Source organism: Polyangium mundeleinium (genome assembly GCF_028369105.1).
GTDB lineage: Bacteria > Myxococcota_A > Polyangia > Polyangiales > Polyangiaceae > Polyangium > Polyangium mundeleinium.
In genome coordinates this window covers 1,140,136-1,165,273 of sequence record NZ_JAQNDO010000001.1, presented here as the reverse complement: position 1 = coordinate 1,165,273, position 25,138 = coordinate 1,140,136, and the positions used below count along the sequence as shown (strand labels likewise).

21 protein-coding genes are annotated in these 25,138 nt (G+C 65.4%); 13 read left to right on the top strand and 8 right to left on the bottom strand.

Annotated elements, in window-relative coordinates; genetic code table 11:
• Window positions 1-5: 5 nt before the first annotated feature.
• Window positions 6-1,136 carry a vWA domain-containing protein gene (locus POL67_RS04890; RefSeq protein ID WP_271915873.1) on the top strand — a complete coding sequence of 377 codons (1,131 nt, stop codon included), beginning with the start codon at window positions 6-8 and terminating at the stop codon, window positions 1,134-1,136.
• Window positions 1,137-1,230: 94 nt separating this feature from the next.
• On the top strand, window positions 1,231-2,325 hold the full coding sequence (locus POL67_RS04885; RefSeq protein WP_271915872.1) for a hypothetical protein: 1,095 nt from the start codon (window positions 1,231-1,233) through the stop codon (window positions 2,323-2,325).
• Between the two features lie 71 nt (window positions 2,326-2,396).
• On the opposite strand, the gene POL67_RS04880 is transcribed toward POL67_RS04885, so the two are convergent.
• Entirely contained in the window at window positions 2,397-2,762 is a 366-nt protein-coding gene (locus POL67_RS04880) for a thioredoxin family protein (RefSeq protein WP_271915871.1), read from the bottom strand.
• Between the two features lie 100 nt (window positions 2,763-2,862).
• Here POL67_RS04880 and POL67_RS04875 point away from each other — a divergent pair, with 100 nt between their 5' ends.
• Window positions 2,863-3,411 (top strand): RNA polymerase sigma factor, encoded by a 549-nt coding sequence (locus tag POL67_RS04875; protein WP_271915870.1) that lies wholly within the window; start codon window positions 2,863-2,865, stop codon window positions 3,409-3,411.
• Between the two features lie 19 nt (window positions 3,412-3,430).
• Here POL67_RS04875 and POL67_RS04870 read toward each other — a convergent pair whose 3' ends face one another.
• From POL67_RS04870 to POL67_RS04845, 6 genes are all read right to left on the bottom strand, one after another.
• Window positions 3,431-4,252: an alpha/beta fold hydrolase gene (locus POL67_RS04870; RefSeq protein ID WP_271915869.1), complete on the bottom strand. Its 822-nt coding sequence runs from the start codon at window positions 4,250-4,252 to the stop codon at window positions 3,431-3,433.
• 18 nt (window positions 4,253-4,270) lie between these two features.
• Window positions 4,271-6,103: an amidohydrolase gene (locus tag POL67_RS04865; RefSeq protein ID WP_271915868.1), complete on the bottom strand. Its 1,833-nt coding sequence runs from the start codon at window positions 6,101-6,103 to the stop codon at window positions 4,271-4,273.
• On the bottom strand, window positions 6,100-6,651 hold the full coding sequence (locus POL67_RS04860; RefSeq protein WP_271915867.1) for an antibiotic biosynthesis monooxygenase: 552 nt from the start codon (window positions 6,649-6,651) through the stop codon (window positions 6,100-6,102). Before POL67_RS04860 ends, POL67_RS04865 begins: the two co-directional genes overlap by 4 nt.
• 10 nt (window positions 6,652-6,661) lie before the next feature.
• Window positions 6,662-7,339, bottom strand: coding sequence for a hydrolase (locus POL67_RS04855; RefSeq protein ID WP_271915866.1), 678 nt, complete (start codon window positions 7,337-7,339; stop codon window positions 6,662-6,664).
• A 213-nt stretch (window positions 7,340-7,552) separates the two neighbouring features.
• Complete coding sequence (locus tag POL67_RS04850) at window positions 7,553-8,974, bottom strand: alginate export family protein (protein ID WP_271915865.1); 1,422 nt, start codon at window positions 8,972-8,974, stop codon at window positions 7,553-7,555.
• Between the two features lie 23 nt (window positions 8,975-8,997).
• Window positions 8,998-9,465, bottom strand: coding sequence for a DoxX family protein (locus tag POL67_RS04845; RefSeq protein WP_271915864.1), 468 nt, complete (start codon window positions 9,463-9,465; stop codon window positions 8,998-9,000).
• Window positions 9,466-9,696: 231 nt separating this feature from the next.
• On the opposite strand from POL67_RS04845, the gene POL67_RS04840 reads away from it, so the two are divergent.
• Window positions 9,697-11,982: a sensor histidine kinase gene (locus POL67_RS04840; protein WP_271915863.1), complete on the top strand. Its 2,286-nt coding sequence runs from the start codon at window positions 9,697-9,699 to the stop codon at window positions 11,980-11,982.
• Window positions 11,979-12,638, top strand: a complete 660-nt coding sequence (locus POL67_RS04835) for a response regulator (protein WP_271915862.1) — start codon at window positions 11,979-11,981, stop codon at window positions 12,636-12,638. Before POL67_RS04840 ends, POL67_RS04835 begins: the two co-directional genes overlap by 4 nt.
• A 42-nt stretch (window positions 12,639-12,680) precedes the next feature.
• Here the strand turns inward: POL67_RS04835 and POL67_RS04830 are convergent, their stop codons facing one another.
• Window positions 12,681-13,730 carry a DUF4380 domain-containing protein gene (locus tag POL67_RS04830; protein WP_271915861.1) on the bottom strand — a complete coding sequence of 350 codons (1,050 nt, stop codon included), beginning with the start codon at window positions 13,728-13,730 and terminating at the stop codon, window positions 12,681-12,683.
• Window positions 13,731-13,883: 153 nt separating this feature from the next.
• Between POL67_RS04830 and POL67_RS04825 the strand changes: the two genes are divergently transcribed.
• The 8 genes from POL67_RS04825 (at window position 13,884) to POL67_RS04790 (ending at window position 25,130) form a co-directional block, all read left to right on the top strand.
• On the top strand, window positions 13,884-14,645 hold the full coding sequence (locus tag POL67_RS04825) for a hypothetical protein (RefSeq protein WP_271915860.1): 762 nt from the start codon (window positions 13,884-13,886) through the stop codon (window positions 14,643-14,645).
• A gap of 3 nt (window positions 14,646-14,648) precedes the next feature.
• Window positions 14,649-16,046, top strand: a complete 1,398-nt coding sequence (locus tag POL67_RS04820; protein ID WP_271915859.1) for a DUF5010 domain-containing protein — start codon at window positions 14,649-14,651, stop codon at window positions 16,044-16,046.
• 246 nt (window positions 16,047-16,292) lie between these two features.
• Window positions 16,293-17,093 carry a hypothetical protein gene (locus POL67_RS04815; protein WP_271915858.1) on the top strand — a complete coding sequence of 267 codons (801 nt, stop codon included), beginning with the start codon at window positions 16,293-16,295 and terminating at the stop codon, window positions 17,091-17,093.
• Window positions 17,090-18,583 carry a DUF5010 domain-containing protein gene (locus POL67_RS04810; protein ID WP_271915857.1) on the top strand — a complete coding sequence of 498 codons (1,494 nt, stop codon included), beginning with the start codon at window positions 17,090-17,092 and terminating at the stop codon, window positions 18,581-18,583. The genes POL67_RS04815 and POL67_RS04810 overlap by 4 nt, the downstream gene beginning before the upstream one ends.
• A complete protein-coding gene (locus POL67_RS04805) occupies window positions 18,580-19,896 on the top strand; it encodes a CIA30 family protein (RefSeq protein WP_271915856.1) in 1,317 nt (438 codons plus the stop codon). The genes POL67_RS04810 and POL67_RS04805 overlap by 4 nt, the downstream gene beginning before the upstream one ends.
• A 59-nt stretch (window positions 19,897-19,955) precedes the next feature.
• Window positions 19,956-21,653 (top strand): hypothetical protein, encoded by a 1,698-nt coding sequence (locus tag POL67_RS04800; protein ID WP_271915855.1) that lies wholly within the window; start codon window positions 19,956-19,958, stop codon window positions 21,651-21,653.
• 14 nt (window positions 21,654-21,667) lie between these two features.
• Window positions 21,668-23,221 carry a hypothetical protein gene (locus POL67_RS04795; protein ID WP_271915854.1) on the top strand — a complete coding sequence of 518 codons (1,554 nt, stop codon included), beginning with the start codon at window positions 21,668-21,670 and terminating at the stop codon, window positions 23,219-23,221.
• Window positions 23,222-23,285: 64 nt separating this feature from the next.
• Window positions 23,286-25,130 carry a carbohydrate-binding protein gene (locus POL67_RS04790; RefSeq protein WP_271915853.1) on the top strand — a complete coding sequence of 615 codons (1,845 nt, stop codon included), beginning with the start codon at window positions 23,286-23,288 and terminating at the stop codon, window positions 25,128-25,130.
• Window positions 25,131-25,138: the final 8 nt, after the last annotated feature.

Here is a 25,138-nt window from a genome sequence, read left to right as displayed (position 1 = left end):
CATCCATGAGCCGACCTGCCAGGATTCATCGGCATCTTTTCGTGTGCCTCGCGATGGCCAGCATGGCCGCCGCCGTGTGGGGGGGCTGCTCCGCGGCGCCCGTGGAGAACACGACCGGGTCGAACAGCGCGAGCAGCAGCTCGTCGTCCGGAAGTGGCGGCGCGGGAGGCGCCGGGGGCACCGGGGGCACCGGAGGAGACATCGACTTCGATGGGGGTGGGGGCGACGACGACTCCGGCGCCTGCATCTCCACGAGCGCAGAAGCCCGCCGCATCCCGCTCGACATCGTCTTCCTAATCGACCAGTCGGGCAGCATGACGGGCCAGAAATGGAACGGGACCACGGCGGGCTTGAAGACGTTCTTCAACGATCCGGCGTCGTCCGGCATTGGCGCCGGCTTGGTCTACTTCCCGACCCAGGAGCCGTACGACTGCGAACCCTCGCATTACGCGCTCCTCGACGTGCCCATTGCCGGGCTGCCGGGGAACGCGTTCGAGTTGTCAAACTCGATGCCCTTCGACGCCACGGGGATCGGTACCCCCACCTGGGGCGCGCTCAAGGGGGCGCTCAGCGCGGCGACCGCCTACCAGGACACGCACCCGACGCACAAGGTCGTCGTCGTCCTCGCCACCGACGGCGATCCCCTCGGGTGCGGGTCGGCGACGATCGACGACATTGCATTGCTGGCCAAGAGCGCCCGCGAGTACAATGGTGTTCGCACCTATGTCATCGGCGTGGCCGGCTCGATCATCAACAATCTCAACAAGATCGCGGCGGCGGGCGGGACGACGGCGGCCTACGACATCACGCAGGACATCAGCAAGTTCTCCGCGAAGATGGCCGAGATTCGCAGCGAGGCGCTCGGCTGCGATTTCGAAATCCCGCCGCCGCCGAACGGCCAGGAGCTCGACCCGAACAGGGTGAACTTCAGCTACACGCCGAAAGGCATGGGCACGCCGAAGATCATCCCCCGCGCCGACAATCTCGCCGATTGCAACGAACTCCCCGGCTGGTACTTCGACAGCAATGCCGGCCCCACGAAGATCATCCTCTGCCCTGCGTCGTGCGCCACCGTGCAGGCCGACAGCAGCGCGAAGGTCTCCGTGCTCTTCGGCTGCGACTCGATCATCCATTGAAACACCCTTCTCGTGTCGTGGCGCGGCGCGAAGTCGGCGCCGGCCACGCACGGGTTCTTCCGGAAGCCTTACCCTCAACAAAAGTAGGACCAATATGCTTAGAAGCAATCGCGTCTATCTCGCCCTCGCGCTCCTGACCACCGCAGCCGTGGCCGAGGGCTGCGGTGGCGGCGAGGATAACGTGGGCGTTGGCGGCAGCGGCGGGCAGGGGGGAAGCACCTCCTCCATGAGCTCCTCGAGCAGCACCGGCGGCACCGGCGGCACCGGCGGCGCCGGTGGCAGCGGTGGCGGGGTGACGTGCCCGGACGATCAGGCGACGGTGTTCGCCGTCAAGGAGCTCTTTTTCGGCGAGGGCAACAGCGGCGAGTGGAAGAAGTTCGGCTTCAACCTCGACGACAAGGTGTCGACCGGGAATTCGGATGACCTGTGCAAGCCGAGCTCGGGCGGTACGGGACAAACGGCCTACCCCGACGGCGACGACGGGAACGACAACTCATTCGGAAAAAACCTCCTGCCCACGATCCTCGGGCTCTATCCGGCCTGGCCGCAGGACGTCAACAATGGCATCCAGAACGGCAACTTCACCGCGCTCGTGAAGGCGCAATGCCTGCCCGAGACGGGCGACGCCCAGGGCCTCACTTCCAAGCTCTTCGGCGGGACGACGCTCGGCATGGCGCCCAAGTTCGACGGGACGGACAAATGGCCGATCGAGCCCGGGCTCCTCAGCGATCCCATGGACCCGCAGTCGTCGACGATCCTCTTCCCGAACAGCTCGGTGACGGGCTCGCTCTTCGAATCCGGAAAGAACGGGACGTTCATCCTCTCCGTCCCGGTGAAGTCGCCGACGAAGAGCACGTCGATCAAGCTGACGTTGCACTCGGCGCGCATGGCCATGAAGCTCTCCGCAGATCGCAAGAGCGCGACGGAAGGCATGATTGGCGGCGTGCTCAACACCGAGGAGTTCGTCGCCGAGGTCAAGAAGGTCGGCGATCTGCTTGGCTTGTGCGGCAATCCGCTGTTCGACAACCTCCTGAACCAGGTCCGGCAGGCGTCGGACATCATGACCGATGGCACCCAGGATCCGAGCCAGACGTGCGACGGCATCTCCATGGGCCTCGGGTTCGAGATGGTGGAGGCCATCATCGGCGACGTGGGGCCGGCGAACCCGGTGGGTTCGGCCTGCCCGTGAGGGTAGCTTCGGAACAATAAACGGGATCGGTGGGGTGGGGGCAGCCCCCTTCCCCACCCCTTCTCGCGAAATCACGCAGTCGCGGCGTGTGGCCTGAGCTCGCCGGGCGGCAGGTGCGCGCGGACCATCTGTAAGAGCTTGTCCCTGTTGGTGACGCCGACGTGCCGCGCGACCTCCTTCCCGCCCGCGAATGCAATAACCGTGGGGAACCCGCGAATCCCGAAGCGGACGGCGAGGCCGGGCTCGTCGTCGCCGTTGACCTCCACGACCTTCAGGCGCCCCACGCCCTCCGCCGCGATCGCATGAAGGATCGGCGCGAGAACGCGGCAGGGCGGGCACCAGGTGGCGGTGAAATCGACGAGCACCGGCACGGCGGCGCTCGCCACCTCGGCCTCGAAGGTCTGCGCTGTGACGGATCGGACGGGGGTCGTGGACATGAGACGCTCCTTTTCTCGGGAGGTCTCGAGACGGGCATCCATTACGGCGATCGTCCTGCTGTAATCTCGGGCGTGCTCGACACCTGACCTTTCGGGACCCATGCACGACGCCAACGGTACGGAGGACGTTCTGGAACACATCTCGCGACTCGCCCTCGCGCGGCGAGCGGCCCTCGCGGCCCTCGCGCGGAAAGAGGGGGTGTCGCCCGAGGATGCGATCGATTGCGTCCAGGAGGCCCTCTGCAAGCTCCTGGTGGCCGCGCAGGACGGCTCGCTCCCGGTGGAGGACGAGGACTGGGCCGCGATCCTCGGGGGCATGGTGCGCAACGCCGCGCGCAACCGGCGGCGACGCCACTTCCTCGCGCGGCCCCACGACGATCTCGACGCACACCCGCTCGACGCGGGCGAAGGCGTGGCCGCGGACGAGGCGCTCGTGCGCGCGGAGGAGCACGTGCGCCTGCGCGCGTGTGTCGAGGAGTTATGCGAGATCCAGAAAGCGGTGGTGACGCTCCGGATGCTGGAAGAACAGCCGGGCGAGGACGTCGCGCACGCGCTCGGCATTACGCCGGGGTACGTGGCTGTCCTGCTTCACCGCGCCAAGATGGCGCTGCGCGTGTGCATGACCGGACGCGACGCCGGCGCGTCCTGACCCTCGCCACGGGCCGCGGTCAGCTCTTGAGGAACGCGAGGAGATCGGCGTTGAGGCGGTCCTTCTCCGTCGCCGCGAGCCCATGCGCTCCGCCCTTGTAAATCTCCAGGCGCGCATTCTTCACGAGCTTGACGGCCGCGAGTGCGCTCGCGCCGATGGGGACGATCTGGTCGTCATCGCCGTGGATGAGGAGCGTCGGCACATCGATCTTCTTCAGGTCCTCGGTGAAATCCGTCTCGGAGAACGCCTTGATGCAGTCGAGGGCGTTCTTGAGGCCGGCCTGCATGCCCTGGAGCCAGAAGCTGTCCCTGAGCCCTTGCGAGACCTTCGCCCCTTGACGGTTTGCCCCATAAAACGGGATCGTCAGGTCCTTGAAGAACTGCGAGCGATCGGCGTGGACGCCCGCGCGAATGCCGTCGAACGTCTCGATCGGCAGGCCGCCCGGGTTCGCGGGGGTCTTCAGCATGAGCGGCGGCACGGCGCCGACGAGGACCGCCTTGGCGACCCGCTCCGTCCCGTGGCGACCGATGTACCGCGTCACCTCGCCGCCGCCGGTCGAATGCCCGACGAGCGTCACGCCTCGGAGGTCGAGGGAGGCGATGAGCTCGCTCAGGTCATCGGCATAGGTGTCCATGTCGTTGCCGTTCCAGGGCTGGCTGGAGCGGCCGTGACCGCGACGATCGTGGGCGATGCACCGAAAGCCGTGCGAGGCGAGGAAGACCATCTGATCTTCCCAGGCATCCGCGTTGAGCGGCCAGCCGTGGCTGAACACGACGGGCGGCCCGCTGCCCCAGTCCTTGTAATAGATCTGCGTGCCGTCCTTGATGGTGATCGTTGCCATACGACAAACTCCTTCCCTTCAGAACGCGAAACACTCGCAGGCGCCGTCGAACAGGGTGCCCAGCTCCGACAGCCACCGCGGAAGACCCAACGCCGCCTCGGGCTTTGCGTGCGTCTGCATGCAACGATTCGCAGCAGGAAGCGCGGCCTGCGCGCTCTGCCGGAAGGCTCCAGGATACCGGTGCACCGGCGACCAGTCCGGCATCACCGGCAGATCCCCCGGATCGAGCGGCTTGAATTCTTCGGCGGCGTACACCGGTTTGCCGCCGACGATCGTGAGCACCGATTCGAGCGCCTTGATCTCCTCGTCGGGAATCCTGAAGTAGTCGGCGGTCAGCACCGCCAGATCGGCGAGCTGCCCGGGAGCGATCGCGCCGCGCGTCCCTTGCTCCCGTGACATCCAGGTGCTGCCCTGGGTGTACAGCCGAAGCGCTTCCTCCCTCGTCAAGCGCGCCTTCTCCGGATAAAGCGAAAGGCCGCCAAGCGTCTTGCCCGTGGACATCCAGTACAGGGAGACGAACGGATTGTAGCTCGCGACGCGCGTCGCGTCCGTGCCTGCGCCGACCGGCACACCGAGCTCCAGCATGCGCCGGAGCGGAGGTGTGCGCTCGGCCGCCTTGGCGCCGTAGCGGTCGACGAAATATTCACCCTGGAAGGCCATCCGGTGCTGAACGGCGATCCCGCCTCCGAGCGCCTTGACGCGCTCGATGTTCCGGTCGGTGATCGTCTCGCAATGGTCGAAGAACCAGTGCAGCTTGTCGATCGGGACGTCGCGGTGGACCTTTTCGAAGATGGACAAGAACCGCGAGATCGATTCGTCGTACGTCGCATGAAGCCGGAACGGCCACTGGTTCTCGGCCAGGAAACGAACGACGCGCTCGAGCTCGCTTTCGAGCTTCTCGGGGAGGTCGGGGCGCGGCTCGAGGAAGTCCTCGAAATCCGCCGCGGAGAAGACGAGCATCTCGCCCGCGCCGTTGCACCGGAGCATGTCGTCACCGTCGCCCGGCTTCACGACCTTCGACCAGCGCACGAAGTCTTCGAGTTCGCCGCCGGCTTTTTGCGTGAACAGGTTGTACGCGATCCGCAGGGTCATCTCGCCGCGCTCGTGGAGCTGCTGGATGATCTGGTAGTCCTCCGGATAGTTCTGGAAGCCGCCTCCCGCGTCGCACACGCTCGTCACGCCGAGCCGGTTGAGCTCCCGCATGAAGTGGCGGGTCGAGTTGTATTGGTATTCCGGCGGGAGTTTTGGCCCTTTCGCGAGGGTCGCGTAAAGGATGGTCGCATTCGGCTTCGCGATGAGCATCCCGGTCGGGTTGCCCGCCTTGTCGCGGACGATCACGCCTCCAGGCGGATCGGGGGTATCCTTCGTGTACCCGCACGCGCGAAGCGCCGCGCGGTTCAGCAAAGCCTGGCAGTACAGATGCAGGACGAAGACCGGCGTGTCGGGGGCCGCCGCATTGATCTCGTCGAGCGTCGGCATTCGCCGCTCGGCGAACTGGAACTCGCTCCATCCGCCGACGACGCGCACCCATTGCGGCGCGGGCGTACGGGCCGCCTGGTCGCGGAGCATCTCGAGCGCCAGCGCCAGCGAGGGCACGCCCTCCCAGCGCAGCTCCATGTTGTAGTTCAGTCCGCCGCGAATGACGTGGAGGTGCGAATCGTAGAGCCCCGGGATCACCCTGCGTCCGCCGAGATCAACGACCTTCGTCTTGGGCCCGCGCTCGAACTCAGCAGCATTGTCGACCCCTGCGATCCGGCCGTCGACGACGACCACCTCCTTCGCTTCGGGGTGGCTCGGATCGAGCGTGGTGATACGTCCGTTGTGGAGGATGAGATCGGCAGTGGTCTTCATGAGGTCCTGTTCCCGGGTTGAAGCCAAGCATGCGCGAGCTTCACGAGCAATGGCATGGCGCCCCACGTGAGAACCGCAACGATGCCTCCGGCGATGACGCCGGAGGCGAGGACGTGCGGGAAATTCGGGCCGAGCAAGGGCAGGAGAACCGCCGGGACGATCATGCTGACTGGCCACACGGCGATCCAGGTGAGCAAGGCCATCTTCCAGCGCGGCGGCATGGGCTCGGCGGTGTTGCGAAACCAGGCTTCGAGACCTTCCAACCGCCGGTACGTCGCTTCACCTTCCACCATCGGCGCGATGCGAGCGAGCCATTCCTTGTAGAGGGCCGTCTCGTAAAACGCATCGCGGTCGGCGGCGCTGGCAAAGCTGCGCAGAATGCCGTACTCGTTCGAGTCGGAGCCGGGCGGCGGGTAGAGGCAATGCACCCCCCGCGCGCCGGGCTCGGCCAAGGACCGGCTGGCGAATTCGGTGAGCGCGCGCTCGAAGTCCGCGATGTGCGTCTTCCGAACGCGCCGGACGATGGCGATGTGGAGGGTCTCGGCCATGGTTACGCCGTCAATGACCGGACTTCTTGGGCACGATCTGCGGCTTGATCGCCGATTGCGGTGCGTGATGGACCATCGTGTAGGCGTACTCGACGCCCACGCCGTAGGCCCCGCCGTGCTGCTTGATGAGGCCCATGAGCTGGTTGTAGTGCTCGCGCTTCGCCCAATCGCGCTGCCACTCGAGGAGCGCGGGGATCGTCGTCAGCCGGATCGCGCCTGCCTGGACCATCCGGGACAACGCCGCTTCATGGGCGGCCGGCGAGGTCGCTCCGCAGCAGTCCTCGACGATGTAGACGTTGTATCCAGCGCCGAGCATTTCGATGGCGGGCCAGGTCACGCAGACCTCGGTCCAGAGCCCGGTGAGGAGAATGTTCTTTCGGCCCGTCGCCTCGATGGCGGCGCGGAAGCCCGCGTCGTCCCACGAATTCATGCTCGTCCGCTCGACGATCGGCTGCCCCGGGAACACGTCAAGGAGCTGCGGCCAGACGTATCCGCTGAACGACTCCGTCTCCACCGCGGTGAGGATGGCGGGAACGCCGAACTCCTTCGCGCACTTCGCGAGCAGCGTCACGTTGTTGATGAGCGCCGCACGATCGATGTTGGCGACACCAAACGTCATCTGCGGCTGGTGATCGATGAAAACGACCGCGCTGTCTTCCGGCGTGTAAAGCTTATGGTATTTGTTCATCGTCCTTGCACCTGGAATGAGGGTTACCGTTCGAGCCGCCAAGCAGAAGCCTGTCGAGCACGCGTGCGGCGCAAGAGTACCCCGTTCTGGCGAGAACGCAATCGACCGTGCAGCCTACGCCCCCTCCCTGCCGACGAACGAACCACCTCTCCTCCTTTCGAAGGATGGACCATCGGTTGAAATTCTGAGATGGCCGACGTGCAATCGCGAGGCTCAATACGTGTACGTGGTCCATGTCCCGAAGAAGTCCACGTCGGTCCCGCCCGCGTCCGTGATCGCCGGGCCGGGGAAGACGTGTGTGTACTCCGCATTGAAGGAGAAGTGGCGGTCGGCCTTGTAGCCGATCGACAGCGACGTCTGCGCGGCGGTGTAACGCGCCCGCGTCGCCTCGCCCGACACGAGGACCGTGCCGGGCGGCGCGTATACCGCGTCCTCGACCGCCTGCCGCCAGAACAGAGTACATCCAGCCTCGAACGACATCTTCGCCCCTTCGATGCGGAGCAGCGGGTGCGCGTCGTAGAGGTTCGTCGGATAGATCGCCGGCAGCGCGCTGAAGAAGCTCTGATTGGGAAAGAGCGGTTGGAACGTCGTCGTCCGCCCGTCGCGCAGGCGAGTGTCGCCGCTCAGCGCGTCGCCGCGGATGCCCAAACGAACGGGCTCGAGGGCGCCGGGCAGGCGCTGCCACAACGCGCCAGCGAATCCCCACGCGAACACGCTGTCGTCCTCGATCGAGCCGCGCTGCACGAGGGCGTGCCCGACGTACTCAAGGCCAAAATCCGTCTCGCCGAAGATACGCGCGCCAAACGTATGGCGGACCTCGCGCCCTTGCACGTCCGCGTACGCCGCGTCGGGTCGCCGGCGACCGAGATAAAAAACGTCCAGGCCGAGCAGCTTTTTCGGCAGAACGGGGAGCGTCGCGTACATCCCCCAAAAACGATCTTGCCCATCGGGCGCGTCGTCGAACGCTCCGCGCCGAAGACCCGGGACGACACCAAAAAACGTCTCCACGTTCCACCCGCCGTGCTTCGAGAGCGTGACGCGGACGAGATCGAACGCCTGCCGGACGTTCGTGCCGTCGCGCGTGCCCACCCATCGCGTGGAGCCGAGCGCCATCTCCTGACGTCCGACGCGGCCGGTGATCCGAATGCCGCCGAGCTCGGCGCTGCTTTCGACGAAGAATTGCGTCACGTCGAGGACGTCGGCGTCCGGAGGCTCGGCTTCGGAATGCGGCACGCCGAGCGCGTAAAAGCCCCCGAGCTGCGCGAAGACGCGGAGGCCTCGCGAGAGATGAAGGTCGGCGTGAAGGAGGTTGCGCGAGAGGAGCACGCTGCTCGTCGTACGACCGGCGCCGATTCCGATGTCGATGGGATCGACGAGCTCGTAGCGGAGCCGATGCTGTCCGCCGAGGGAGAGGTATCCGCCGGGCCAGAGCGGAATGTATTTGATCGGATCCCACGGGTCGTCCCGCGGCACATCCGTACGACGAGAATGGTCCTCGAGATACCGGATCGGCCGGTATGGCGAATACGCTCCCGTCTCGTCGCCGTGCGCGGGGAGGTCGGGCGAGGGCCCGCTGTTGGGGGCAGATTGTCCCGCGGCAGGATGGGCAAAGAAAAGCAGCCCGAAGAAGAGCATCTGTGCAACGTGCGCGCCTGGCCTCACCGTTCGTCTCCACGGAGGCTCCACGCCTTGGGAGCGAGGCGAGCGCCCAGGCGGTCCCAGCGCTCGCACAATCGATGATCAAGCGACCAACGTCCTGGGCCCGTGAGCACGAGGACGAGATATGGCAGGGCGTAGAGGAGGGCCGACTGGACGTCCGCACCCTCGAACCCACGCGCGCCGAGGACGAGCACCATCAGCATCGTGAACACAATGGGGAGCGACGACAAACGCGTCGCCAAGCCGAACGCGACGAGGATGCTGCATACCCCCTCGGCGCCGAGCGCCATCACGAAGCTCGTCGCGTGGCCGACGCCGAGCGGATCGGGAAACGAGCGGAGTTCGTGATCGAAGTCGGCGAGCTTCCGAACCATGTGGAACGTCCAAATGAGCGCGGCCGAGCCGACGCGCAGCAAGAGGAGGCCGAGATCGAGCGTGCGCGCGCGGAGTGCGGCCATGGGGCTCATGGCGAGATTCTCCCACATCGCCCGGGAGATAGACCATTGACCTTGCTGCGGGGGTCCTTCTCCTTCGAATGGAGGACCTCGTACTCCTCCATTCGAGGGAGGCGGCCCTGCCCTGGGATCCACATGTGCGTCCGCATTCGACCTTCCCTCTCACGCCTGCTTGTGGCAACATGCCGCCGCGAAAGTGGAGCGATTCGCGGGACGCACGATTACGTTACGTAAGGCCGGCCCATGCACGATGATCCGGATAGCCCCGAGTTCCTGACCCCGTCGACCCCTTCGCCGTCTCCGTCCGCGCATACGAGCGAGCGGGAAGCCGCCGCCGAAGAGCTGCAACGACTGAACGCGGAGCTCCGGCAGCAGGCCTCGCATCTGCGGGAGGTCAACCAAACGCTGCTCGAGAGCGAGCAACGCCTGCGGCTGGCCATCGAAACAGGAAGAATCGGCCTGTGGGTCTGGAACTCCACTGACGTGGCCAACGTGGGCGACTGGTCGCAGCGGATGAAGGAGATCTTCGGGTTACCGCTGGACGCCGAGGTGACGCATGACATGTTCTTGAAATGTGTTCACCCGGACGATCGAACGCGCGTGGACAGTTTGGTCATGCAAGCACTCGCCGGTGCGAATGGCGGCGAATATCGCGCCGAGTACCGCACGATTCATCCGCAGGACGGCTCGGAGCAATGGGTGACGGCCCGCGGTCAGGCGTTCTTCAACGCGGACGGCCAAGCGATTCGTTTCATTGGCACGGTGATGGAAATCACTGAGCGCAAACGTGCCGAGGAAGCTTCCGCGCGTCTGAACATGGAGCTCGAGCGGCGGATCCGCGAGCGCACGGCGGATCTGGAGCGAATCAACCAGGCGTTCCGTGTCGAAATCGAGGAACGAAAAAAGAGCGAGGCCTCGTTGACCAGGACCCAGCGCCTGAGCCAAACGGGAAGCGCGACCTGGATCCTCGCGACGGGCCAGCTCATCTGGTCGGATGAGACCTATTGTATCTTCGAGGTTCATCCCGACACGAAGGTCACGCCCGAGCTGGTCGCGTCGAGGGTCCACCCCGAGGACCTCCCCCTCTACCTCCAGGCGTTTTCCGACAAGGGTGAGGATCTTCATTTCGGCCACCGCCTCGTGATGCCCGACGGTTACATCAAGTACGTGGAGGTCGCCGCGACGGCCATACGCAACGACGCGGGTCAGATCATCGAATGGGCGGGCGCGATTCGCGACGTGACCTCGATCAAACAATCCGCAGAAGCCTTGCGGGCCTCGGAGCACCTCGCGCGGGGTCAGTTCGCTGCGCTCACCCGCACGCTGGATGCGCTCGCCCAGGAGTCGAATCCCGAACGACTCCTGGAGCATGTCTTGCGCATGATCGCCGGACGGCTGAACGGGCAGAGCGTCAGTGTGTACGAACGAAACGGGGCCAACGAAATGGACATGGTCGCGACGTTCGAGGATGATCGGCTGCACGCCCCCTCGAAACACCTGTCCGCGGTCAAAAAGGTCACGCTTTTCACGGAGGACCATCCCGTCTGGAGCGAAGTGCTCCGCACCGGTGTCGATATCGTCATCGGGGAGCTCGATTGCGATCCACCGCGCATTCGACTCGGCAGCCGTGAGAATTCGCCCTGGTATCCATGGCACGGAGACGCGCCTCACGATCCCAATATGGCGGTGATTTACCGACGGCTGGCAGCGATGGGCGTCGTGGCCACGCTGACGGTCCCGACGCTGATCGGCGGCAAGCTCGCCGGCTTCATCGGGATCCGGTCGAGGCACAAGAACCTCTTTCGAACGAGCGAGATGGAGCTCGCTCGTGCCCTGGCCCATCAGGCCATGCTCGCCATTCAGCTCATGCGATTGTCCCGACAAAGCCGCGAGGCTGCCATCGTCGCGGAGCGCAACCGTATGGCGCGGGATCTCCACGACACGCTGGCGCAGGGATTCACCGGCGTGATCGTGCAACTGGAGGCGACGGAGGATGCCTGGTCGAGGGGCTTGCTTCCCGAGGCCGGAAAACACCTCGTCCGCGCGCGTGAGCTGGCGCGCGGCAGCCTGCAAGAGGCGCGACGCTCCGCGCACGCGCTTCGATCGCAAGCGCTGGCTGAGAAGAACCTCTGTGACGCGGTGGAGGATTTGATCAAGAAGATGACCAGCGGGACCAGCGTGGTCGGCGCGTTCACGCGGGAGGGCATCCCCTGGCCATTGAGCAACGAGTGGGAGGAAAACCTCCTGCGCATCGGCCAGGAGGTGCTGACGAACACGCTCCGGCACGCACGCGCGCGCCATTTCAACGCTCATCTCGCCTTCGAGCCCCAAACACTCCGATTCGAGCTGCGGGACGACGGCGTGGGGTTTGATCCTGCGTTACAAAACGAAGGCCTCGGCTTGATCGGAATCAAAGAGCGCGTCGAAGTGATGGGCGGCCAGTTGACCATTCGAAGCGCGGAAGGAAGCGGGACGGCCATCGTGGCGTCCTTACCAGGTCCGTACCCCTCTAGCGGCACCTCCCTATGAAAGACCCCGCCGACATTGCAGCGAAGCCTTCGGGCCTCGATAAAATACGGGTGCTCATCGCCGACGATCACATCACGGTGCTGGAGGGCCTGGCAGCCATCATCAGCCGTCAACCCGACATGGAGGTCGTGGCCGAGGCTTCGAATGGTCGGCAGGTGGTGGAGCTCTGGCAACAACATCGTCCGGACGTCGCGCTGATCGACATCCGCATGCCCGTGCTCGACGGCGTCGCGGCGATCGAGGAGATCCGGAAAAACGACGCTTCCGCCCGCTTGATCGTCCTCACCACATTCGACACCGACAACGACCTACTCAACGCCGTCAAAGCCGGCGCGAAGGGATATCTCTTGAAGGATTCGCGCCGGGAGGAGCTCCTCGACTGCATCCGCAGGGTGCATCGGGGAGAGACGTGCCTTCCTGCATCCCTGGTGCAAAAGCTCGCGGCGAGCCTGAGCCGTGAAGCCCTCACGAGCCGCGAGGTCGAGGTGCTGGAGTATCTGGCGCGCGGGCAAAGCAACAAGGAGATCAGCGCGCTGCTCGGCATCGGTGAGACGACGGTGAAATCGCACCTCCGGAGCATTTTTCGCAAGCTCGACGTGCTCAGCCGGACGGAAGCCATTGCCACCGCGAGCCGCCTCGGTCTGATCAAGCTGTAACGCGCCGCGGACGTTGGAACGCGCTGCTACGTGCCGTTTGGATCAGGGCAGGGACCGAACAAAATCGAGGAGCGCCGCCGAGCCAATTTGCGCCGTCACGCCGGCCGGCAGCTTCCGGACAATCCACGTGACCTCGTACGTGGCCGATGCACCGGGAGCGATCTCGGCATACCTCCCTTGGTTCTCCACTTCGACGTAGCCGCCTTCCGCGGCCGATTGCGCGAAGATCTCCACCTCGCCCTCGCCGGGCGCCTGGGCCGACGAAGGCACGTCGGCAAACCTCTTCAGGAACAGGAGGTCACCCGCCACATGCGCGACCCAACCTTCCTTGCCGTCGGCGTTCAATTTTTTCTGCTGGCCGTCGGGCGGATGGGCCGCGCCATCGAACCAGGTCACGTTCTCCGCGGATTCGACAGGCAGGGGATTGGAGCCTCCGGGGGTGAACTGCGTGTCACCCGTCGGGAAGAAGGTGAGTCCGCCCTGGGCCACGCGCGTCACCTCCCACGGCGCGACCGAAAACGGCGCATTCCCCGTGTTCCGGATCGTATAGGTGATGACCACGGCCTCGCGCGAAAAATCGGCGGCGAACGCTTTTTCGATCGAAAGCGTCTTTCCCGCGTAGTTCGCCTGCGGACCTGCGAGACGGAAGGACGATTCGTCGATCGTCGGCGTGTAGGCACTGGAATCGACCGCGACGGGCGGCGGCCATCCCCAGTCGCTCTGGGGGCTCGTCCAGAATGTGGAGCCCCAGTTCACCGCGTTTACCGTGGCATCGGTGAGAAGCTCGATGCCGTTCCAACGGAGCGCGCTGATCCGAGCGCCCTTCGATGGGTCGACCTCGAAGTAGAGCGAGCTGAACTCGAGAACGAGGGCCCCTTCGCGCTCGATGGGCCCGTCGAGCATGTCCACCGGACCCGCGCCTCCTCCTCCTTCTCCACCACTTGACGATCCACCGGTCGACGCGCCGCCGGTCGCGCTGCTCGAACTGGCCGAAGCGCCGCCTCCACCGGTCGTGTCGTCGGGGCTCTTGGCACTGCAACCGAACAACAGAGTCAGCATGAGGAGCGTGGCCGAGGCAGGAAGGTGATTCATGGTTCCTCTCGGGGAGTTTCTTCAGAGGAGAACGTTTGCGACCGTCTGTCAAGGCTCATGGAGTCTTCTCCCGACGCCGCCGCGTAGTAAATGACTGAATTTGCCTATTATTTTTCTTGGGGCTCTTCATGCACGCGTGGTAGGCAAAGCGACGTGAGCCAGGGTATGAGTGACTTCAGCGTTGCTCTCGCGACGGGGCTTGTCGTGCTCGCCGCCGGGGGCTTGGCCGCCGGCTGTATCGGTCCCCAAGGCGCCGTCGAGCCGTGCCCGCCTTGCCCTTGTGAGAATCCCTCGTCGGGGGCAAGCGCCTCGGACACGCCGCCCGCCGCGGCGCGCGGCGATCTGCTGGTCCCCGATCCGGTCGTGCCCACGGGCCCCATGATTTGGGATGGCGGCGGCATCTCGAACCTGCCCACGATCGAGCCTCCGGGGAGCTGGTTCGTCTACAGCGACAAAACCGCGGCCGGCGTGAAAAAGCCGCCTTCGGTCGAGGAATTCACGAGCGCGATCGAGAACGGGGCGATCCACACGACGGGGAAGGGCTATACCGAATGGGGCGGCGGCATCGGCACGAATTTGTGCGGCGCGCCGCTGCTCACGCCGGTGGATGGCACGAAGTACAAGGGCATCCGTTTCAGGGCCTCCGGCTCGACGCCGATGAAGTTCCTCGTGGCGACGGTGGATACGATGCCGGAATTTGGGCGCTGCAAGAAGTGCTATGACCATTTCACGGTCGCCATCACGAATCTCTCGGCGGAGATGAAGACCTACGAGCTCAAGTGGAGCGACCTGAAGCAGCTCGGATGGGGCGACAAGGCCAAGCTGGACACGAAGGCGCTCGTCGGATTGAATTGGACTTCCAAAGACGCGGTCGCGTGGGACTTCACGATTGATGACGTAGCCTTCCTGGAGTGATCCATGCGCTCCTCTGTCCTCCTTCGCTCGTCTGCGCTCGTCATGGCGCTCGTCTCTGGCTGCGGGCGGGGTTCGTACGATCCCACGGACCACCTCCGTCCGACGCCGCCCCCCAAGGCGCTCCCGGAGAACGTCGATTTCGAGCTTCGAGAGGAGTTCGACGGCCCCTGCGCGGCGCGAACAACGATCGACGTGAACCTCGGGAATACGCCCGAATCGTTCGTCCGTGCGGCACATTGCCAGATCCATGGCGTGGAACCGAGCGCCGAGCTGATCACGAGCTGGGCCGAGCAGCTCCGGACCCGTGAATGGGTCCGACGGATCGACGTCGTGCGCAGCCTTTGCAGCGGGGCTGGCAAGAGCTGTCCCCTGACCTACTCCGATCCCTGGAAGGAGCAGGTGCTGCTGACGACGCCGTGTGTGCGGAAAACGCCACGCGACGTCGGCGCCGTCCTGATGTTCTTCAGCGAGTGCCCCGGCGGGGTCAACTGCGATCTCGATTGGGCCAATACCCACGCGAGCGGCATGGATGCGCCCCATCGGCTCCACGCGTTCGGCGCAGCAGCAGAGGGCTATTATCATCCCGACAACGCTGGGTTCTGGAAGCGCGAGCTCCTCGATGCACGTTGGGCGGGGCTCCAGTTCCTGCTCGTGAACACGTACGGCCCGGACCTCGGCAGGCTCGGCAGGCTGAGCGAGGCCCTCGCCGACGTGGATGGAGGCATCCAGATTGCGCTCTTCGACGATACTTGGTCCTGGGGGCGGCCGCAGCAGCCGCCGCCCTGGAACGTCCCCCCGAATCTGACCGACGCCGACGGCGCCGCGCAAGTGATCTATCAAGCGAAGTGGAAGCCATTCTTCGATGCGATCGCGCCCGAGCACTGGTACCGCGTTGAGGACAGACCGTTCATCTATTTTTACAACGCTGGCACCCTGAAGCCGCTCACCGCCGCGGCGGCTGTGGTCGCTCGACTGAAGCAGCTCTTCGCGGCGGATTTCGGCGTCGAGCCGTTCGTCGCGGTGGATCGCGCATTCTTCCAGGACCCCGGCATGCCAGCCGTGGCCGATTCGCAGTTCCTCTGGGATACCTTCGGCGACGAGGACAGCCACTCCGACCTCAAAGGCGTGACGCATGACCACTTCATGGTGAAGTGGGATTCGCTTGGCCGCGATCATCCAGGCGACCTCGCGACCGACAACGATCGGCTCGTGAAGGGCCCGGAGCTCTTGCAGGAGGCCCTGGGCAGCTCCGCGGCGTCCGACCTGGCGGTGTTTGCCACGTGGAACGACCTCGGTGAGGGGACCGGCATCCACCGCAACTACGACTACTACCATCAGGGGCAGTGGCTCACGCCGCACGCCTTCATGAGCCTCCTGCGCGCCGCGCAATGCGAGGAGTAGAAGTGGCGTCGTACCACTTCTAGCGTGCGCGCACCGTTCGACGGTGAGGACGACCTGAAGGCGTGGGCCGATCGACCGCTGGCACGACCAAATTGCATCCCGAGAGGGATCCGAATGCATCCCGAGTAAATGCTACGCGTTGACCATGATTCGCATTGACGGTGCCGGTGCAGTTCGCCGAACCTGTACACGAGCTGATCACGACAGCGAAGAACTCTCGAAACTCACGAGGAACGGGGCGAGACTATGAAGCGGAATCGTGCGTTGCATCTGTCCATCTACACCGTTTGTGGCGCCTTGGCGCTCGCGTCGGCGTGCTCGTCCGGCACGGGCGACCCCAACGGCGGCGCCGGCGCCGGCAGCGCCAGCAGCAGCGGGAGTGGCGGCAGCAGCAGCTCTTCGAGCAGCGCAGGCGGCAGCGGCGGCAGCGGCGGTTCGTCCCCTCCCAGCGTGTGTGACGACAACGTTCGCGTGCTGACCGTCGACGATGCGTTCGTGGACGACTTCGAGACCGAAATGGCGTTTCCGGGTTGGTACTCGTTCGCGGACACGGACGCCGCCAACTTCAGCAAGATTGCGCGTGAAGGCGAGGGGGCCGTCACGACGACCATGGCCGCTCACGTGAGCGGCACCGGCATCAAGGCGCCGACCGACGGCGGCTTTGGCGCAGGCTTTGGCTTCGGCCTGAAAGATGCGAACGGGGCGTGTGCCGGCATTTCGGCCTTCGACGGCATCTCGTTCTGGGCCAAGGGGACCGCGGGGGCCGACAACGCGCTCCGGGTCCAGGCCGTACACCCGGCGACACAAGCCAAGGCGGACGGCGGCGACTGCGAAACGAATTGCTACAACCACCCCGGGAAGAACATCACGCTGACGTCGGAGTGGAAGCAATACACGATCAAATGGAACGAGCTCGCAGGGTCCGTGCAGGTCAAGGACGTCATTCTCGGCCTGAGCTGGATCACGCCGGGCCCTGATTTCGACATCTGGATCGACGAGGTGACCCTGTTCGCGGGCACGGCGCCGACCGGTCCGATCGGCAAATGAAGCCGCGAAACGTCGCGACCGGCCTCGAGTGGGCGGCCCTCCTGGGGCCGGTCGCGCTGATTTCGGGCCTGCTCTCGGGCTGCTTCGACCAGACGATGAGCCAGGTCGACAGCCCTGAGCAGAGCTCCGCGGCAGCGGTGGGCGCTGGGCCTCGGGCCCAAGCGACGGGAACACGAGCCATGAGCCATCCCATCGACGAAAAAGACCTCGGACCGTTCAAGCTCAAGCCCGAATGGACGGGTCCCTGTGCGCGTGTGGAGGTCGTCGACGTCAACCTCGGACACGCGCCAGAAGCCTTCGTGCGCGCGGCCCATTGCCAGATCACGGGCAAGGAGCCGAGCGCCGAGGTCGTCCGCGGGTGGGCTGAAAAGCTCAGGAGCCAGCCGAGGACCCGCCGTATCGATGTCGTGCGTACGCTCTGCGAAGAGGAAAAGCGCACCTGCCAGCTCGCCTATTCGGATCCCTGGGAAAACCACCCCGAGCTCGCGGGGGCTCCGCTCAAGAAGCTGAAGCGCGACATCGGCGCCGTGTTCATGTACTTCTTCAATTGCCCGAACGAGGTCAATTGCAAGATGGACTGGGCCAACACGCACGCGCCGGGTATGGCGGAGGAGCATCCGCTGCTCGGCTTCGGCGAGCGGAAAGCCGGCTACTACGTGCCCTCGAACCCTGGGTTCTGGCGACGCGAGCTCGTCGACGCGAAGTACGCGGGCCTCGATTTCTTGCTGCTCAACACGTATGGCCCCGATATCGAGGAGGGCAGGCTCGAGCCCCTCGCGAAGGCGCTCGCGAGCCTCGACGACCCGATCAAGATCGCGTTCTTCGACGACACCTGGACCTGGGGTCAGCCCTACTTCTCCGAGGCCTGGAAACAGAAGCCCGATCTCAACGACACGGAAGCAGCGGCGAAGCGAATCTACGAGATGAAGTGGAGGCCCTTCTTCTCGCAGCTGGACAAACGCCATTGGTATCGCTTCAAGGGCAAGCCCTTCGTCTACTTCTACAACGCGGGCACGCTCCTGCCTCGCACCAAGTCCGCAGCTTTGATCACGAGGCTCAAGGAGATGTTCGCCGCGGAGTTCCACGAGGAGCCGTTCGTCGACGCGGACTCCGCTTATTTCGAGGATGCGGCCATGGAGCGCGTGGCGGATGCGCGTTATCAGTGGTTCACATTCAACTCCCCCGAGCGCCGCAGCCGTTCGACGCTCAAGGGCCATGTCATCGATCACGCGATGGTCAAGTGGGACGCGGTGGGCCGTGATCTGCCCGGGAAGCTCCCCCGCCAAACCGACCTGATCATCAAAGACGCCGCCGTCTTTTCACGCGTGCTCGAAGAGACGCGTGACGCCGAGCTGCTCGTGATCGCGACCTGGAACGACCTCGGCGAGGGGACCGGGATCAACCGCAACTACGATTACTACTTCCATGGGCAGTGGCAACGCCCCGACTACTTCATGCAGCTCATCCGGAAGTCACAGAGCGGACAATGAAGGTCGAACTTTGGATGGCAGGGGCCCTCCTGTGCACCGCGGCTGCCTGCTCCCATGAGGGGAACGCGGGTCGAATCTGGCTCACCGACGGGCTCGCGGCGGCCGTGCCGTGGGCCAATGGGGCGGTACCGCTTCGGAACGAGAATGGCGCGCTGGTCACGCCAAACGAGCCCGTCTATCCGCCGATCGGGGCGGGGACGCCGGACCCCGGCTCGCGCGTGGTCGACTGCAGCGGGCTGTCCGGCATCGAGCTTTCACCCTTTTGGATCGAGACCTTCGAGGCCGATCCCAGCCTCCCGAACGCCGTGGGCGTCGCGGAGGGGTGGTCCGCATACGACGACGAAACCTACGGCGCCTTTCGCGTACCGGGCGACGCGGCGTGGTACCCGGGGCTCTTCGGGCGCTACAAGGAAAAATGGGGCCTCGCCGCCGATCGGATCACGAATGGGCCGAGCTGCGACGGCCAGCCCAACGGCTGGGCCTTGCATTTCCGCGGCGGGCGCTTCAACTATTTCGGCGCGGGCCTGGAACACCCGCTCGCCGCGATCGTGCCCTGCCCTTCGGGCTCCGACGTCTGCCCCCAGCCGCCTGTCCCGGGCGCGACATTGGATCCGGTGGGCCTGCCGCTCACGCGTCCGGACGGGCACGATTTCGAGCAGCCGGAGCCGCACCGTTACTGGGATCTCAGTCGGTATGATGGCGTCACGTTTTGGGCGCGTCGTGGTCCGGACAGCCAGCCCGGCGTCCTGGTCGCGCTCCACGACAAACATACGAGCGACGCGCTCAACCGCGAGCATCAAACGTTCTGCCGCCGGATCAAGGCCTGCCGCCCCAAGTGCCAGAACGGCTTGCCCTGCACGGTCGAGAATCCCGACGCGCCGGTGCCGACGCACCGCTGCTTCGATCCCGCGGTAGGCATGGCGCCGATCGCCGAGCCGGCGTTGCTCGAGGAGCTTTATCCCGTCTGCGGCCCGAGCGCATGTCGGTCCCCGGATTACTATTACGATCGGGACCTGGACGGCACCGAATGCAAGGCCTACGATTTCTCGGGGGCGCAGGCTGGCTATTATTGCTACGGCAGCGAAGCGCCACCCGCGGAGGAGGAGCGCTGCGGCGATGGTTGGGTCGCGTCCATCCGACTCACCACCGATTGGCAGCTCTTCGTGATCCCGTTCAGCGAGTTCCGCCAGGTCGGGTTCGCGAAACACGCGCCGTTCCTCGACCTGCGCTCGATCAACATGCTCGCGCTTCAGCTTCCGGTTGGGTTCGCAGACGTATACATCGACAACGTGACCTTCTATCGCCGCCGGTGAGGGACCCGATGAGACGGCTTTCCGAGCTGGTAGCGCTCGCGTGGGCTCTCGGTGCCATCGTGACGACAAGGGCGGCCCTCGGGCAGGAGGCGCCTCCAGAGCCGCCGCCCGTTGCGCCCCCCAAAGTGACGGACGCCATCCCCGCGCCGCCTCCGCCCCCCGAAGCGCCGGAGAAAAAGGACGCGCCCATTGCGCCTCCGAAGGCCCCCGCTGCAACGGCCCAGGTTGCGCGTCCGCCCGGTGCCAAGAGGCAGCCCGTCCCCGCATTGCCGCCGAAGGGCTATCTCCCTGGCTCGCGCCGCTCCGTGGGGCTCGGCCTCTCCCCATTTGCCCCGAGCGGGCCGACGCTGCCGGGCGGCGCGACCATTCCGTTCAGCGTGCCGGCCGAGGAGAGCAGCGAATTCACCTTCAAGTTCAGCGGCTTCATGAGCGCCGCGCTCCGGCTCTCCGTCGACGAACGTGAACGCGCGACGCCCAGGCAATTCGAGACGACGCTGCTCGCTCCGCCGCAGACGCCCGATCTCTACGGCGCCGTGCGGGGCACGAACGCGCCGCTCGGGAGCTGGGTCGAGCTCCGGTTCGATTACGGCAACGCCAACGTCAAGGCGGTCGTGAAGCTCAGCACGTGGAAGCCGTCGGCAGGAGAAACCTGGCGCGAGACCACGAGCCAGAACTTCTTGAACGAAGCGTTTCTCTTGTTCACGGCGCCCGTGACCGCAGATCTGACCCTGAACTGGACGGTGGGCGTATTCCGCAATGCGTACGGCTCGCTCGGACAATACGGGGCGGGTCAGTACAACGCCGCGATCGTCGGCTCGCCGTTCGGCGTCGGCGAGACGCTCAGCGCGAAATACAAGCTCTCGAGCTCGCTCTCGCTCATCGCGGAGCACGGCGTGATGGGGCGGCTCAGCAAGGTGCCCCTCGGCGGCGGGCCGAACGTCTACGATCACGACGCGAATCCCTCGCGGCCCTCGGCCTTCGTCCACCACGCGCACGTCGGCCTGGGAATCGAGGGCGACGTGCCGTTCGTCTTCGGCCTACATTACCTCAGCAATTTCGCGCAGGACGAGCGCGACCAGATCGACGACCCCAAGACCCCATTCCTCGACGAAGGCCTGCGCCCCGACCCGCAGATGACCGTGCTCGGCGCCGACGTTCGCATGATCAACAACCACCTCGGCAACTTCGCCATCGCGGCCTCGTACGCCGACGCGTCGTACGCGCATCTGCTGACCGGCATGAATTACTACGGCGCCGACACCGGCGAGCTGCTCACGAAGCGGCTCCTCGGTCAGGCGGGCGGAGGGACGGGCAAGCTCCTCATCGCGGGCTTCGAATACAACTTCAGTTGGTCGAAGTTCCTCTGGCACCCGACGGCCTTCTGGGGGGAAGGGCCCGATCTCATCACGAGCGTGTTCGCGAACGTCGGCACCGTGCTCGAGAGCCGCGATCCGAGCTTCGACGGCCGCACGCTGTACAAGCTCGGCGCGGAGGCCACCTACCGGTTTTTCTCGTGGCTCGCGCTCTCGGGCCGTTACGATTACGTCTCGCCGAACTCCAAGGACCGCGAGGAGAGCTTCCACGTCATCAGCCCGAAGCTCGTCTTCCGGAGCAACTGGAACAGCCACGAGCACGTCACGCTGAGCTACACGCGCTGGTTCTACGGCGCGCATACCCGCGGCGAAGCTCCGAACGATTACACGCGCGAGGAGCTCGATAACCAGATGCTGGCCCTCACCTTCGGGATGTGGTGGTGATCATGAAGGAGCACATGGGTTCATGCGCACGCGGGGCGCGCGCTCTCTTCCTTTCGCTCTGCACCCTGTCGTTCGTCACGAGCGCCGCATACGCCCAAGAAGAGAAAGACAAAGACAAGGCGAGCGCCACCGCCTCGGACACAGGGCTCGGCCTCACGCCCGGGACGCCGGTCGTCGCCACCTTGCCCGGTGGAATCGGCCCCTCGTACGGGAAAAAGCCCGCGAGCGAGCAGGACTATGCCTTCGACTTCCACGGCCTCATCACGATGCCGCTGCGGCTCGGGCTGAACCAGCGCGAAGGCTTCGTGACGACCGAACAGAAAAACCTCGTGCTCCACGCGCCGCCCGTGGTGCCCGATTACCGCGACTCCTTTGCGGGCACGACCGTCGTGCCGCAGCCGTATGCGCAACTCGCGTTCTCGTACGGGAACTCGATCGTGACCGGCACGGCCATCATCAAGGCGTGGACGGCCACCACCGCGGCGAGCTTTTTTGATCCCACGCTCCAGGGGGGCATCACCGACGCCTTCATCACATTCAACCTCCCGAATCTGGCCAAGAACACATACTTTGCCATCAATGTGGGCGCGTTTTCGAATCGCTATGGCACGATGGGCGAATACGACGAGGGACGCTACGGGACGGCCCTCATCGGTCGCACCAATGGCGTCGGCGAGAACATCGTCGCGCGCCTCTCGCTTGGCAACGTGGTGCTCGCATTCGAGCAGGGCTTCCAGGCGCAGCTCGACAAGCCCCCGATCGGGCTCACCACCGACGGCTGGAACGGGTTCGCCGATCCCAACACTGGCACGAGCCTCGTCATGCACGAGCACCTTGGAATCACCTTCCGGCGCCAGCTCACGCTCGGCCTTCATCACATGCGCGCGTGGAGCCAGGACGATCGCGCCTCGCAGGCATTCACGCCCGACGGGACGATCACCGTACTCGGCGCGGACATGCGTTTCTCCGCGAGCCACCTCGGCCACGTCTATGTCGGCGCATCGTACACGGATGCCACCGACGCGCGCTCGGTGGGCCGGATCCTCTCCGTCATGAACACGCAAGGGGGGCCCGATCTGATGCGCAATTATCTCGGCCCGAACAGCGGCGGGACCGGCCAGCTCGTCACGCTCGGGGCCGAATACAGCGTGAGCCTCGCGCGCCTGCTCCTCTATCCGCGCGACTACGACGGGAAAAGCCGCGACATCATCCTCTCGGCCTTCGGGATCTATTCCCATGTCAAGAGCGACGATCCCGCGTACAACGGGGACCACAAGGTCAAGTTCGGCGCCGAGGGCACCTACACGCTCGCGTCGTTTTTGGCCGCCTCCCTGCGCCTCGACCACGTACGGCCGACCAGCAACGTCGACGGGCGCGAGTTCACGATCATCTCGCCGCGCCTGATCTTCCGCACCAGCTGGCAATCACGCAATCAGGTCGTGCTCCAGTATTCGCGCTTCGTGTACGGCTCGAACCCGCTCGTACGGAACGGGTATCCGGCGGTCGACGACCCCATGCTGAGCCCCGACGCGGACATGATTTCGCTCTCCGGGAGCATGTGGTGGTAACGCCGTCGAGCTCTCCTCCGGCAAACGGCGTATCTCCTTTTGATCTTCTGCAAGGTGGGGTGCCATGACAACACGCGCATTCTCGTCGTCGACCTTCGGATTCATCGTGGCAGCGGGCATGGGGCTCCTCGCCAACGTCGCCTGCTCGACCGCCCCGGATCCCCCCGCCGGGGGCGGCGAGAGCATCGGGGGCGGCGGGACCGGCAGCGGCGCCGGCGGGACTGGCGGCGATGCTGGTTCCGCCGGCGCTGGAGGCCAGAGCGCGGGCTCGGGTGGCGCGGGAGGACAGCCCCCGGGGCCATCGGGGGGCGGCGCGGCGGCGCCGTTCGTCGAATACGAGGCCGAGGTCATGGAGACGAACGGCGTCGTGCTCGAGCCGACCCGCGCCTTCACGGCGGTCGCCTCCGAAGCATCGGGCCGGCAGGCCGTACGGCTCTCCAACGTCGGCGACTACGTGCGCTTCAAGAATCAAAGCGTGTCGAATTCGATCGTCGTTCGGTACTCCATCCCGGACGGTGGCAGCGATTTCTGGACGACGCTCAGCGTGTACGTGAACGACGAGCTCCGTCACAAGCTGCCCGTCACCTCGCGTTATGCGTGGACCTACGGCGACCACAACCATTTCAACCAGCCCGACCAGAACAACCCTGGCCTGGGTGTACCGCATCACTTCTTCGACGAGTCACGGGCGTTGCTCTCCGACATCCCGGCGGGCGCGACCGTCATGCTCCGAAAGGACGCGTCGGACACGGCGGCCGAGTACGTGATCGATCTGGTCGACATGGAAGCGGTCGCGCCCCCGCTCCCGAAGCCCGCGGGGTATCTTTCCCTGATCGACGATTGCGGGGGCACGCCGAACGACGCAGGTGACGACTCCGGGGCCCTGCAACATTGCATCGATCGCGTGCAGGGCGAGGGGCACGCCGGACTCTACCTGCCGCCGGGAGAATTCAGGAGCCTCAGCAAGCCGCTCAGCCTGTCGAACATCGCGGTCCGCGGCGCCGGCATGTGGCACACGACCGTCTCCGGCTATTTCGCGCGTTTCGACTGCTGGGGCAACAACTGCAAGTATCATGATTTCTCCGTGTTCGGCGACACGATCCAGCGCAAGGACGACTCGCCGGAGAATGCGTTCGGCGGCAACGGCAGCTCGGGCTCGCTGCTCGAGAACATCTGGATCGAGCACGTCAAGGTCGGCTACTGGACGGGGGCCGACACGAACGGGCTCATGATCCGCAACTGCCGCATGCGCAATTTGTTCGCCGACGCGGTGAACTTCTACGGCGGAACGAGCAACTCCGTCGTCGAATACACGCACGCGCGAAACACGGGAGACGACGCCTTCGCGTCGTGGTCCCCCGCCGACCGGGCGCTCAACCGCAAGAACGTGTTCCGAAAAAACCTCGTGCAGGTGCCGTGGATGGCGAACTGCTTCGGGATTTATGGCGGCGAGGACATCAGCGTCGAGGACAACGTGTGCGCCGACGTCGTGCAATATCCCGGCATCCTCATCGCTCGGCAGTTCGGCTCGCATCCCTTCAGCGGGATGACGCGGATCGAGCGCAACACGCTGCTTCGCGCCGGCGGCTCCGCGTACAACGAGGAGCACGGAGCCTTCAAGCTCCACGCCGCCCAGGGGTTGCTCCAGCACGTGACCGTAAACGACCTCGAGATCATCGAGCCGACGCACGCGGGCATTCACGTCGAGGGCCCGGCAGCGATGGACAGCATCTGGTTCAACAAGGTCAACATCAAGAAGCCACGAACCGCCGCGTTCCACCTGAGCCCCGGCTCGAACGGAGCGATGGACGCGGCCTATGTCGTGGCGACCGAGGCCCCGGTCGGCGTGATGGATCAGTCGCAGGGCCAGTTCAAGATCCTGCCCGGCGCAGGGAACGCGGGCTGGTAACGCGCCCG